This is a genomic window from Klebsiella sp. 10-1 (assembly GCF_009758445.1).
GTDB classification, from domain to species: Bacteria; Pseudomonadota; Gammaproteobacteria; order Enterobacterales; family Enterobacteriaceae; genus Klebsiella; species Klebsiella scottii.
Window position 1 is genome coordinate 1,008,370 of record NZ_WQRE01000001.1, and the last position, 12,477, is coordinate 1,020,846.

A 12,477-nucleotide genomic window follows, 5' to 3' on the forward strand; every position below is an offset into this window, starting at 1 on the left:
CTGCCTTAAGAGAGGCTTAGCGCACGGCAGGGGCGGGAATATGTCTGCAAAGTCGAAAGCTGTTGCAGGATGTTACTATTTACGAGATGAATGAGTTTCGTTCGCTACGCTTAAAGGCACGCGATACGATAATGGTGATGCCATAGGCCGCAGACGCTGCGGCTGCGTATCGCGCGTAATGCAGTATGATGTCTAACCAAGTGGAGGTCAGTGATGGCAAACCATCGTGGCGGTTCCGGCAACTTCGCCGAGGATCGTGAAAGAGCATCAGAAGCAGGTCGTAAAGGTGGTCAGCACAGCGGGGGGAACTTTAAAAACGATCCCCAGCGCGCCTCTGATGCGGGCAAAAAAGGGGGCAAAAATAGTCACGGCAATCGTCATAGCTGATTCATCGCGGATGATGTTTGTCGACCGTTTATGATGCGGGGTTAATCTCCCCGGTACCCTCCGCATCGCCCTCGCCGCCGGCAGCTGCCGGCGGTTTTTTTATCGCCAACGGTTGCGCTCGCGGCCGGCTAATTGCACACTAGCTGGCTATCTATCGTTACCGGCCGCGCTATGTCTTCGTTCAAATTCTCCATTAAACCCCAGGAAGCGATCCTCATCGTGATCACCATGTTCTGGGGCGGTACCTTCCTTGCCGTGCAGTATGCCGTGACGCTCAGCGGGCCGTTCTTTTTTGTCGGCGTTCGTTTTGCGACCGCGGCGCTGGCGGTTGCCCTGCTATCGCTTCGCGTCCTGCGCGGGCTGACGTGGCTTGAGCTGAAGGCCGGCGTGGCGATCGGCGTATCCATTGCGCTGGGGTACAGCCTGCAAACCTGGGGCCTGCAGTCGATCTCCAGCAGCAAGTCGGCATTTATTACCGCCATGTACGTTCCGCTGGTGCCGCTGCTGCAGTGGCTGTGCCTCGGGAAAATGCCGGGAGTGATGTCCTGCCTGGGCGTGGTGCTGGCATTTACGGGCCTGATCCTGCTGGCCGGGCCGGAAAATAATCTGCTGGCGCTTGGCGTCGGCGAAGCGATCACCCTCGCCAGCGCGCTGGCGATCGCCGCGGAGATTATCTTAATCAGCGCCTGGGCCGGGAAGGTGGACGTCCGGCGGGTGACGGTGGTGCAGCTGGCAACCGCGTCGCTGGTGGCTTTTGCGGCGATGGTGCCGGCAGGGGAAGCGATTCCCCCGATGTCGCCGGGGCTGCTGGGCGTCGCGCTGGGGTTGGGTATTTTCAGCGCCATTATTCAGGTCACCATGAACTGGGCGCAGCGCAGCGTGTCGCCGACCAGAGCGACGCTTATTTATACCGGCGAGCCGGTGTGGGCGGGCATTTTTGGCCGCATTGCCGGCGAGCGCTTGCCGCTACTGGCGCTGGTAGGCTGCGCCTTTATTCTGGCCGGCGTTCTGGTGAGCGAGCTGAAGCTGAAGCGAAAAAGGGCCTCCGATGTACAGGAGGCCCCGGCAGAGGTCAAGGCGCTGTCCGAGCTGGCGGAGCGTCCGGACCCGTAGTTCCGGTCGGCATGGCGCGACCGGGAAAGCCCGGTCTACACCGTGGCGTTAGGTTCTTCCGCTACCCGCGCGCGGCGGCTAAGCAGAGCGTGCAGGAGAATGGCGCCAAAGGTCGCGGTGCCGATCCCCCCCAGGGTGAAGCCGCCCAGCGAGAGGGCAAAATCACCGGCGCCGAGCACCAGCGTCACCGCCACCATAATCAGGTTCCCGTTCTGGCTCAGATCGACGCGGTTCTGCACCCAGATCCGCGCCCCGGCCACCGCAATCAAACCAAATACCACAATCGAGGCCCCGCCGATTACCGGCCCGGGAATGGTGTGGATCAGCGCGCCAAACTTGGGCGAAAACCCGAGCAGGACGGCAATCAGCGCGGCGGCAACGAACACCAGCGTCGAGTAGACTTTGGTGACCGCCATTACCCCGATATTCTCCGCATAGGTGGTGACGCCGCTGCCGCCGACGGCGCCGGAAAGCATCGTCGCCAACCCGTCGCCGACGAACGCCCGGCCCATATACGGGTCCATATTGCGCCCGGTCATTCCGGCTACGGCCTTCAGGTGGCCAAGGTTTTCAGCGACCAGAATCACCGCCACGGGCGCAATCAGCATCATCGCCTGACCGTTAAAGGTCGGGGAGGTGAAGTGGGGAAGGCCAAACCACGCGGCCTGTTCCAGCAGGGAAAAGTCGAGCGGCTTGCCCAGCCCGAGGCCGTTTGCCAGCAGCGCGTAGAGCACGCAGGCGGCGATCAGGCCGACGAGGATCAGCAGCCGCTGGAGCATGCCGCTGGTGAAGACCGCCACGAGGCCGATGCACAGCACGGTCAGCACCGCCATCCAGCCGTCAAACGGCGTCGCTGAAACGCTGCGCACCGCAATCGGCGCGAGGTTCAGGCCAATCGCCATCACCACCGCGCCGGTGACTACCGGCGGCATCAGGCGTTCAATCCAGCGGGTGCCGGCTTTCATCACCACCAGGCCAATCAGGGTATAGAGCAGGCCGCAGACGATAATCCCGCCGAGGGCGACGTCCAGATGCGGGTTCAGCCCCTGGCCGTTAAAGCCGGTGACGGCGATGACCACCCCGACAAAGGCCGCGCTGGAGCCCAGATAGCTCGGCACCCGGCCGCCGGTCACCAGAAAGAACAGCAGGGTGCCAATGCCGGACATCAGGATCGACAGGTTGGGGTCGAGCCCCATCAGTATCGGCATTAGCACGGTGGCGCCGAACATCGCGACCGCGTGCTGCACGCCCATGACCACGGTTTGCCCGACGGAGAGGCGTTCATCTGGGGCCACCACGCCGGAAGCGGCGGAGGGCGAGGTCAACTGCCAGCGAGGAAAATCGAAAAGTGCCATGATGATATCCCGGGTTCAAGGTTAACAGGCTGGGCGCATAAGCGTGTGATAGCCGCGGTCGAACCACATCAGCCCGCGCGGCTGCGGATGCTTAACGATGGCGGCGACCTCGCAGAACAGAATGTCGTGGCTGCCGACGCTGACGACCTGGCTGATGCGGCAGTCGAAGCTCGCCAGGGCATCGTTCAGGCGCGGGCAGCCGGTGACGCCGGGCTGCCATTCGGCGGCGGCGAAGCGCTCCGCCATCGGCGTTTTACCGCCAAACAGATTGGATAACGGCTCCTGTCCCGCCGCCAGCGTGTTGACGCACAGCGTCTGATGCTGGCTAAAGGTCGGCCAGACCGAGGCGGAGCGGTTCAGGCAAACCAGCAGCGTCGGCGGCTCGTCGGTCACGCTGCACACCGCGCTGGCGGTAAATCCGGCCCGGCCCGCCGGGCCGTCGGTGGTAATAATGTTCACCGCGGCGCCGACCTGGGCCATGGCGTCGCGAAAGCTTTGTTTATCCGCTATAAGCATGGAGGCTCCTTATGCCAGCCGGCAGGCATCGTCAAAGGAGAGGCGCGGCAGGCGATCGTAGAGCTTTGTTTCATCGCCATAGCCGATGTTAATCAACAGGTTGCTCTTCCATCCGCTGTCGGCAAAGAACGCCGCATCGACCTTTTCCCGATCGAATCCCGACATCGGCCCGGTATCCAGACCGAGCGCGCGGCAGGCGAAAATCAGATAGGCCGCCTGCAGCGAGCTGTTGCGGAACGCGGTCTCCTCGGCGAGCTGGGGGCTGGAGGTAAACCAGCTGCGGGCGTCGCCGTGGGGAAACAGCTCCGGCAGGCGATCGTAAAAGGCGCTGTCCCACGCCACGATGGCGGTGACCGGCGCGCGGAGGGTTTTTTCCACGTTGCCGCTGGAAAGCGTCGGGCGCAGCTTCTCTTTGCCCTCCGGGGTGCGGACAAAAACGATCCGCGCCGGAGAGCAGTTGGCCGAGGTCGGGCCCATTTTCATCAGCGCGTAAATTTCCTCCAGCAGGCTGTCGGCTACCGGCTTATCCAGCCAGCCGCTGTGGGTCCTGGCGTGGCTGAACAGCGTTTCGCACGCGCTTTGGCTAATACTCTCACTCATAAACTCTCCTGGCCGGCGGGCAGCATCGCGGCAAGCCCGTCGCATAAAATGGGGTTGAAGGTCTCGGTATCGGTGACGTTACAAGCATGGCCTCCCCAGGCCATCTCCACCAGCTGACTGCCGGGGATTGCGGCCTGCAGCGAGCGCGAGCAGGAGGCGGGCACCAGCAGATCGTCACGGGAGCTGATCATCAGGGTCGGACAGGTCACCGCCGCGGCCTGCCGGGAGAAGTCAGCCTGCTTCAGCGCCTGTAGCCGCTTCAGCAGATTGTCCTTACCCTGAAAATGGCTGAGCGCGAGGGCATCCTCCGCCTCCAGCCGCGGCGCGCGCGCGGCCATCCACTCCGCCGGATAGAGGAACAGCGGCTGCGCTTCCACCCACGCCTGGGCGCCGCCGGTATGCAGCAGGCGCTCGCGCACCTGGAAGCAGCGGCGGGTGTGGGTCGACAGCGTCAGCCAGGCGTTGACCAGCACCAGCGCGCTGACCGCCCGGGGTTTGTCCAGCGCCAGCTGCAGGCCGATCAATCCTCCCAGCGCATGGCCCACCAGCGCGAAGCGCGTAATTCCGGCCTTCTCCAGCGCCTGCCACAGCTCCTGGGCCATAGTCGCCATGCTGTAGGCGGCGGGCAGCGGGCCGGCGTTTTCGCCGGTGCCGTTCTGGTCATAGGTCACCAGCTGGTATCGCGCTGCCAGCGGCACGCGCTGCGCGGCCCAGTAGCTGCCCGCGCCGCCCAGCCCGGCGCTCAGCACCACAACCGGGGCGCCCTCGTAAGGCGCAGGGGCGATATTCAGCTTCATGGCGCAGGTTTCCCGATATGCGCCACCGTGGCGATCTCCACCAGCGCCTCGGGCTTCACCAAACCGCATTGAATGCAGAACCGCGCCGGCTTATCGCCGGGGAAAAACTCGGCGTAGACTTCGTTAATCGCGGCGTAGTTTTTCCAGTCGGTGATAAAAATGCTGTTGAAGGTCACATCCTCCATACTGCCCCCCGCCGTTTCGATAACGCTGCGGATGGTCTCCAGAACGTGACGGGTTTGCGCCTTTGGGTCGCCGATGTGGACCACGTTGTTTTGCTTATCGAACGGCAGCGTACCGGAGACGTACACTACGCCATCGGCCAGCGTGCCGGGTACGAAAGGGGCGATCGGCGTGGTGGTGCCGGGTGGAATAATGACCTGTTTAGGCATAACGTTTCTCCTCCGGGAACGGGATGGGGCTGGCGGGCTGCAGGGCATCGCAGAAGCTGGCGACGTCGCTGACCCAGCCAAAGAAGGTCTCAATATTGAACAACGCCGCCTGCTGAGCGAAGGCCGGTCCGGCCTGATGGGTGGCGTCCTCCAGCACGATGCCGAAATATTCGAGGAAGAAGCCGTCGCGCAGGGTGGACTCCACGCAGACGTTGGTGGCGATACCGGTGAATACCAGGTGGCGAACGCCGCGGCTGCGTAAAATGCTGTCCAGCTGGGTGTTGTAGAAGCCGCTGTAGCGCGGTTTTGGCAGCACCACGTCGCCCGGCTGCGGCTTAAGCTCATCAACCAGCTGGTAGTCCCAGCCGCCTTTAGCCAGCAGCTTGCCCTGCAGCTCAGGACGGCGGCGCATGGTCTTCAGGGCGTTGGATTTATGGTAATTGGGCGAGCCGGGGCCGCCGGCCTCCATGTACTGGTCGTCCCAGCCGTTCTGAAACCAGATAATCAGCATCCCGGCGGCGCGGGCGGCGGCGACGGCGGTGTTGATGTTGTCGATAACCGGCCGGGTGGCGGAGACGTCAAAACCGGCCAGATCGAGATAGCCGCCCTGGCTTGCATAGGCGTTTTGCATATCAACCACGATCAGCGCGCTGTTTTGCGCCGCGAAGGTCAAGGATTCCGGGCGAGCGGGAAGGGTAATCATCAGGCAACCTCGCGAGTAGCGGTGGCAATGTGGTCGCGGCAGCGCATCAGCGGCTGAATGCGCTCGCCAAAGGCGTCAATTCCGGAGAGGAAATCATCAAAGGTCAGCAGCACGCCGTCGGTACCGGGGACCGCGGCGACTTCATCGAGCATGCGGGCGACGCTGGCATAAGAGCCGACGAGGGTGCCCATGTTGATATTGACCGCTGAGGTGGGGTCGGCCATCTGGCGGACGTTGGTATCGCTACCGGAGCGGGTATCCTTCTGGCTCTGCTCGGTCAGCCACGCCAGCGCGTCTTCGTCGGCGCCGGCTTTGTAGTGCTCCCATTTCGCGCGCGCGGCTTCATCCGTTTCGTCGGCGATAACCATAAACAGCACGTACGAGCCGACGTCGCGGCCGGTTTTTTCCGCCGCCTGCATCATGCGCGCGGCGGTCGGGGCGAAGGCGGCCGGAGTGTTGACCCCTTTGCCGAAGCAGAAGTTGTAGTCGGCGTACTGGGCGGAGAAGGCCATACCGGCATCGCTTTGCCCGGCGCAGATAACCTTCATCGGCTGCGACGGCTGCGGGCTGACGCGGCAGTCGTTCATCGTGAAGTAGTCGCCCTTAAAGTCGCTCTGCCCGGTGCCCCACAGGTCGCGCAGCACCTGGACATATTCGCTGAGATAGTCGTAGCGGCTGGCGAAATAGTCATCCCCAGGCCAGATCCCCATCTGCTCGTATTCTGGTTTTTGCCAGCCGGTAACCAGGTTGACGCCGAAGCGGCCGCCGGAAATCGAGTCAATGGTGGAGGCCATCCGGGCGACGATGGCCGGAGGCAGGGTCAGGGTGGCGGCGGTGGCGTAGATCTGGATCCGCGACGTCACCGCCGCCAGACCCGCCATCAGGGTGAAGGATTCGAGATTGTGATCCCAGAATTCGGTTTTGCCGCCAAAACCGCGCAGCTTGATCATCGACAGCGCGAAGTCAAAGTTGTAATGCTCGGCTTTCTGCACAATCGCTTTATTCAGCTCAAACGTCGGCATGTACTGCGGGGCATGGGTGGAAATCAGCCAGCCGTTATTGCCAATCGGAACGAAGACACCAATTTTCATATGCACCTCAATGCGGTCGTTAAACAAGAAGGCGTGCGGCGCTGCATCCTGCATCTCCCTGAGCCACCTCGCTAACAGGCTAAAGCAAAGGTGATGCCAGTTTTACAAAAGCCAATGTTATTAATGTGTTGCTTAATGGTTGCCGGATGTGATGTCGAGAAAAGTAGACTAAATGGTCAAAATCAGTGCACGAAAAAACGGCAGTCATGCGCAATTGGGGTGCAGAAGGTCGTGTCGGCGATGGGCTTTTGCTATGCTGATGGCGGTGAAAGAAGGAGATAACGAATGGCACAGGGCGCCGAGAAAAAAAACGGCAAACGTTCGCTGGCGGTGAGCGCAAAAAAAGAGGCTATCCTCGCCGCCGCGCTGGACGCGTTTTCGCAATTTGGCATTCACGGCACGCGGCTTGAGCAGGTTGCGGAGCTGTCCGGGGTATCGAAAACCAATTTGCTTTACTACTACCCGTCGAAAGAGGCGCTGTACGTTGCCGTTTTGCAGCAGATCCTCACCATCTGGCTGGCGCCGCTGAAGGCTTTTCGCGAAGATATCAGCCCGCTGGTGGCGATCCGCGAGTACATCCGCCTGAAGCTGGAAGTCTCCCGCGACCATCCGCAGGCGTCCAAACTGTTCTGCCTGGAGATGCTGCAGGGCGCGCCGCTGCTGATGGGAGAGCTGACCGGCGATCTGAAAGCGCTGGTGGATGAAAAGTCGGCGATCGTTTCCGGCTGGGTCGAAAGCGGCAAGCTGGCGCCGGTCGATCCCCAGCACCTGATCTTTATGATCTGGGCCACCACGCAGCATTACGCCGATTTTGCCACCCAGATTGAGGCGGTGACCGGCGCAACGCTACGTGATGAAGCGTTCTTTCAGCAAACCGTGGAAAACGTTCAGCGGATGATTGTTGAAGGGATCCGGGTGCGCTAGTTGGCCGGCGGCAGCGGGCAGCTCTGATCGCCATCTTCGCACTGCAGCAGCGAAGAGAGGTACGATTCGCGCTCCACGGTTTTGTCCGCCATGCACTGGTTGATCAGCGTCGGCTGGATGGTGCCGCCTTCGGCTCCGGAGGCCAAAAACGCGCAGTCGGCATCGCGCAGCGCGATCCACGCCAGCTGGGATTTTTTCAGCAGCGTCAGCTGGTTGCCTGAGGCACGTTTCAGCGCCTGCTGATAGGTCTGGTTGAGCTCGCCATCGGCCGCCTGATACTGCGCCGCCGTGCACTGGTTCATCTCCATTTGATTGTTGGCGTTAGCGCATTCATCCGCCAGCGCCTGCCCGCTTGCCAGCAGGGCGGCAAGCGCGAGTAAAGTGCGTTTCATTGTTCCACTCCCATACATAAAAAGGCCCCCGTCCGGGAGCCTTAATTAACCACAGCTTTGGCCTGCTGTCATCCGGTTCGCGATCCCCCGGCGGCGGGCTACGGTTTTGCCCGAACCGCTGCCGGACGCCACCTCGGGGATCGGCCTTAGCCGATGGTCATCAGGCTGGCGTTGCCGCCCGCCGCGGCGGTATTGACGCTGAGCGAGCGCTCGATATAGAGGCGCTCCAGCAGCAGGTTGGTCTCACCGCGGGCGAATCCCTGTACCGAAACGATCGCCCCGTCCCGCGCCGCCACCTGTTCGCACAGCTCGCGCAGCTGATCGGAATCGCCGTGGTAAATCACCGCGTCGAAGGCCTGGGCGGTCAGATCGGTCTCTTTGGCGAAGTGGATGCGCTCGCTGACTTCGCGCGGCAGCTTCTTCGCCAGTTCGCGATGCAGGGCGTTATCCGGCCACAGGATCTCGCAGCCGACGGCGGCGACCGCCGCCAGCTGGGTCAGCGCATCCTGTTCATTATCCGCCACGCACAGCACGCGATCGCGGGGAATGAAGGTCAGTGTGTTGCGCTCCCCGGTCGGCCCCGGCAGCACACGCTGGGTGCCGGCCTGCGCCTGTTCGCTATACTGCTGGCACAGCGTCTGCAGCTCCGGCCGGCCTGCGGCCCACTGCTGTAGCGCGACCAGCGGTTTTTCCAGCAGGGTTTTCAGCTGGGCGTCCAGCGGACGTTCAGCGTCCTGGCGGGCGAGGGTTGCGCCGACGGCGTTCTGCGGACGGCTTGAGAGCAGGCGGTACAGATACAGCGGGCCGCCCGCTTTCGGGCCGGTTCCCGACAGGCCTTCGCCGCCGAACGGCTGGACGCCAACCACCGCGCCCACCATATTTCGGTTGACGTACAGGTTGCCGACTTTTGCGCTGCCGGTGACCTGGGCGATGGTTTCGTCGATGCGGGTATGGACCCCGAGCGTCAGGCCATAGCCGGAAGCGTTGATCTGCTCAACCAGCCGATCCAGCGCGTTGCGGTTATAGCGCACCACGTGCAGGACCGGGCCAAAGACCTCTTTTTTCAGTTCGTCAAAGCTGTCGAGTTCGATAAGCGTCGGCGGAACGAAGGTCCCGCTTTGCCATTCGCGCGCGTCGTCGCTGTTCTCGCGCACCGCCTGGAAGACGTTGCGGCCCTTGGCGCGCAGCGTCTGAATATGCCGCTCGATATTCTCTTTGGCTTCGGCATCAATCACCGGGCCGATATCGGTGGTCAGGCGGCCCGGGTTGCCCATCCGGCATTCGCCCATTGCGCCACGCAGCATGGTCAGCGTATGGTCGGCGATCTCCTCCTGCAGACAGAGCACCCGCAGCGCGGAGCAGCGCTGGCCGGCGCTATCGAAGGCGGAAGCCAGCACGTCAACCACCACCTGCTCGGTAAGCGCGGAAGAGTCGACAATCATGGCGTTCATGCCGCCGGTTTCGGCAATCAGCGGCGTCGGACGCCCCTGGGCGTCAAGGCGGCTGGCGATATTGCGCTGCAGTAAAGTCGCGACCTCGGTTGAGCCGGTAAACATCACCCCACGCACGCGCTGGTCGCCGGTGAGCGCGGCGCCGACGGTTTCCCCGCGGCCCGGCAGCAGCTGGATAACGCCCGGCGGGACGCCGGCCTCCAGCAGAATCGCCACGCCCTGAGCGGCGATCAGCGGCGTCTGCTCGGCGGGTTTTGCCAGCACGCTGTTGCCTGCGGCCAGCGCGGCGGCAATCTGGCCGGTGAAGATCGCCAGCGGGAAGTTCCACGGGCTGATGCACACCACCGGCCCCAGCGGACGGTGGGTTTCATTATCAAAGTCGTCGCGAACCTGACCGGCGTAGTAGTGCAGGAAATCGACCGCTTCACGAACTTCGGCGATGGCGTTGCTGAAGGTTTTACCCGCTTCGCGTACCAGAATCCCGATAAGCGTTTGCGTTTGGCCTTCCATTAAGATCGCCGCGCGTTCGAGGATTGCCGCGCGCTCCTGCGGCGGCGTGGCGAACCAGATCGGCGCGCAGTTGACCGCGCTGGTCAGCGCCTGCTGTACCTCTTCGTCGCTGGCTTCGCGTCCGTGGCCGACGATATCTTTCGGTTCCGCAGGGTTGACGATCGCCTGCAGCTCGCCTTCGACGACCGGATGCTCCAGCATCGGCAGAGCCTGCCACTTATGCAGGGCGCTGTTGAGTAAAGAGGAGGAGAGGGAGGCGAGGCGGTGTTCGTTCGCCAGATCCAGTCCCGCCGAGTTGCTGCGGCCCTGACCATAGAGATCGCGCGGCAGCGGAATTTTCGGATGCGGCAGGCCGGCCTGGCCTTCCTGCTGTGCCAGCTTCTCGACCGCGCTGACCGGGTCGGCGACCAGCTCGTCAAGCGGCAGGCTGGTATCGGCGATGCGGTTGACGAAGGAGGTGTTGGCGCCGTTCTCCAGCAGGCGGCGTACCAGGTAGGCCAGCAGGGTTTCGTGGGTGCCGACCGGGGCATAGATTCGGCACGGGCGGTTAAGCTTACCGTCGGCCACTTTGCCTACCACCTGCTCATACAGCGGCTCGCCCATGCCGTGCAGGCACTGGAATTCGTACTGACCCGGATAATAGTTTTGCCCCGCCAACTGGTAAATAGCCGCCAGGGTGTGGGCGTTATGGGTGGCGAACTGCGGATAGATCAGGTTCGGCACCGTCAGCAGCTTTTTCGCGCAGGCGAGATAGGAGACGTCGGTATACACCTTGCGGGTATAAACCGGATAGCCTTCCAGGCCGTCCATCTGCGCGCGCTTGATTTCGCTATCCCAGTAGGCGCCCTTGACCAGGCGGATCATCAGACGACGGCGGCTGCGGGTGGCGAGATCGATCAGCGAGTCAATCACGAACGGACAGCGCTTCTGATAGGCCTGAATAACGAAGCCGATCCCGTTCCAGCCCGCCAGCTCCGGCTCAAAGCACAGCTTCTCCAGCAGGTCGAGAGAGATCTCCAGGCGATCGGCCTCTTCGGCGTCGATGTTGATGCCGATATCGTACTGGCGCGCCAGCAGGGTTAGCGACTTCAGGCGCGGATAGAGCTCTTCCATGACCCGATCGTACTGCGCGCGGCTGTAGCGCGGGTGCAGGGCGGAGAGCTTGATGGAGATCCCCGGGCCCTCATAGATGCCGCGGCCGTTGGAGGCTTTACCGATAGCGTGGATAGCCTGCTGGTAGGAGACCATATAGGCCTGGGCGTCGGCGGCGGTCAGCGCCGCTTCCCCGAGCATATCGTAGGAGTAGCGGAAGCCCTTCTCTTCGAGCTTGCGGGCGTTGGCCAGCGCTTCGGCGATGGTTTCGCCGGTGACGAACTGCTCGCCCATCAGGCGCATCGCCATATCGACGCCTTTGCGAATCAGCGGCTCGCCGCTTTTACCAATGATTCGGTTCAGCGAGCGCGACAGGCTGGTTTCATTGTGGGTGGAGACCAGTTTTCCGGTAAACAGCAGCCCCCAGGTGGCGGCGTTTACGAACAGCGACGGGCTGCGGCCGATATGCGACTGCCAGTTACCGTTGCTGATCTTGTCGCGAATGAGGGCGTCGCGGGTGGCTTTATCCGGAATACGCAGCAGCGCTTCCGCGAGGCACATCAGCGCCACGCCCTCCTGTGAGGAGAGGGAAAACTCCTGCAGCAGGCTCTGCACCATTCCGGCGCGCCCGCTGGCGGTTTTTTGATTGCGTAACTTTTCCGCCAGCTTCCAGGCCAGCTTATGCGCCTGTTCGTTCAGCGGCTGCGGCAGGCGGGCCTGTTCGAGGAGCATCGGTACGGCGTCGGTTTCGGCGCGGCGATACGCTGCGGTAATGTCCGCCCGCGCCACCGACTGGGGCAGGATCTGCTCGGCAAATTCAAGGAACGGCTGGTACGGCTCCTCGGTCAGAGGACCCGATTCGTCGCTTTCGTTGGCCGCGCCGGAGAGCAGCGCCGGAAGCTCTGGCAGCGATTCGTCATTCTCCAGCTTTTCCAGATAGTTGAAAATCGCCTGCTTGATCAGCCAGTGCGGCGTGCGGTCGATACGGCTGGCGGCGGACTTGATGCGTTCGCGCGTGGCTTCGTCAAGTTTAACGCCCATGGTGGTGGTGCCCATGTCATGAACTCCTGTTATTGGTCATTCGCTTCAGCCATTACCCGGCCCGCCTGGCGGCGGCATGATTCGGCGTATTGAGCTTCTGTGCGGTTATGCGG

The 12,477-nt window shown here is 62.6% G+C and carries 12 protein-coding genes; 3 read left to right on the plus strand and 9 right to left on the minus strand.

The annotated features are described in order from the left end of the window. The first annotated feature begins 213 nt into the window (after nt 1–213). Nucleotides 214–387 carry a con-10 family general stress protein gene (locus GO007_RS04770; protein WP_041144912.1) on the plus strand — a complete coding sequence of 58 codons (174 nt, stop codon included), beginning with the start codon at nt 214–216 and terminating at the stop codon, nt 385–387. 171 nt (nt 388–558) lie between these two features. Continuing rightward, the gene (locus GO007_RS04775) at nt 559–1,500 is read left to right on the plus strand and encodes a DMT family transporter (RefSeq protein WP_095096216.1); all 942 of its coding nucleotides are present in this window, start codon (nt 559–561) and stop codon (nt 1,498–1,500) included. Between the two features lie 35 nt (nt 1,501–1,535). Here GO007_RS04775 and rutG read toward each other — a convergent pair whose 3' ends face one another. Genes rutG through rutA form a run of 7 tightly spaced genes read right to left on the minus strand, consistent with a single transcriptional unit; the run spans nt 1,536 to nt 6,954 of the window. Further along, nucleotides 1,536–2,855 (minus strand): pyrimidine utilization transport protein G, encoded by a 1,320-nt coding sequence (gene rutG, locus GO007_RS04780; RefSeq protein WP_095096219.1) that lies wholly within the window; start codon nt 2,853–2,855, stop codon nt 1,536–1,538. A gap of 21 nt (nt 2,856–2,876) precedes the next feature. Further along, entirely contained in the window at nt 2,877–3,371 is a 495-nt protein-coding gene (gene rutF, locus GO007_RS04785) for an NADH-dependent FMN reductase RutF (RefSeq protein WP_095096222.1), read from the minus strand. Nucleotides 3,372–3,380: 9 nt separating this feature from the next. Further along, a complete protein-coding gene (locus tag GO007_RS04790; protein ID WP_095096225.1) occupies nt 3,381–3,971 on the minus strand; it encodes a malonic semialdehyde reductase in 591 nt (196 codons plus the stop codon). After that, nucleotides 3,968–4,768 (minus strand): pyrimidine utilization protein D, encoded by an 801-nt coding sequence (rutD, locus tag GO007_RS04795; RefSeq protein ID WP_095096228.1) that lies wholly within the window; start codon nt 4,766–4,768, stop codon nt 3,968–3,970. Before rutD ends, GO007_RS04790 begins: the two co-directional genes overlap by 4 nt. After that, complete coding sequence (rutC, locus tag GO007_RS04800; protein ID WP_095096230.1) at nt 4,765–5,160, minus strand: pyrimidine utilization protein C; 396 nt, start codon at nt 5,158–5,160, stop codon at nt 4,765–4,767. The genes rutD and rutC overlap by 4 nt, the downstream gene beginning before the upstream one ends. After that, a complete protein-coding gene (gene rutB / locus GO007_RS04805) occupies nt 5,153–5,863 on the minus strand; it encodes a pyrimidine utilization protein B (RefSeq protein WP_095096233.1) in 711 nt (236 codons plus the stop codon). The genes rutC and rutB overlap by 8 nt, the downstream gene beginning before the upstream one ends. Then, entirely contained in the window at nt 5,863–6,954 is a 1,092-nt protein-coding gene (gene rutA, locus GO007_RS04810; RefSeq protein WP_095098047.1) for a pyrimidine utilization protein A, read from the minus strand. The genes rutB and rutA overlap by 1 nt, the downstream gene beginning before the upstream one ends. A gap of 285 nt (nt 6,955–7,239) precedes the next feature. Here rutA and rutR point away from each other — a divergent pair, with 285 nt between their 5' ends. Then, nucleotides 7,240–7,878 (plus strand): HTH-type transcriptional regulator RutR, encoded by a 639-nt coding sequence (gene rutR, locus GO007_RS04815; RefSeq protein WP_095096235.1) that lies wholly within the window; start codon nt 7,240–7,242, stop codon nt 7,876–7,878. Here the strand turns inward: rutR and GO007_RS04820 are convergent. Beyond that, nucleotides 7,875–8,270, minus strand: coding sequence for a lysozyme inhibitor LprI family protein (locus tag GO007_RS04820; RefSeq protein WP_095096238.1), 396 nt, complete (start codon nt 8,268–8,270; stop codon nt 7,875–7,877). The genes rutR and GO007_RS04820 overlap by 4 nt on opposite strands. 146 nt (nt 8,271–8,416) lie before the next feature. After that, nucleotides 8,417–12,379 carry a trifunctional transcriptional regulator/proline dehydrogenase/L-glutamate gamma-semialdehyde dehydrogenase gene (gene putA, locus GO007_RS04825; protein WP_095096241.1) on the minus strand — a complete coding sequence of 1,321 codons (3,963 nt, stop codon included), beginning with the start codon at nt 12,377–12,379 and terminating at the stop codon, nt 8,417–8,419. Between the last annotated feature and the right edge of the window lie 98 nt (nt 12,380–12,477).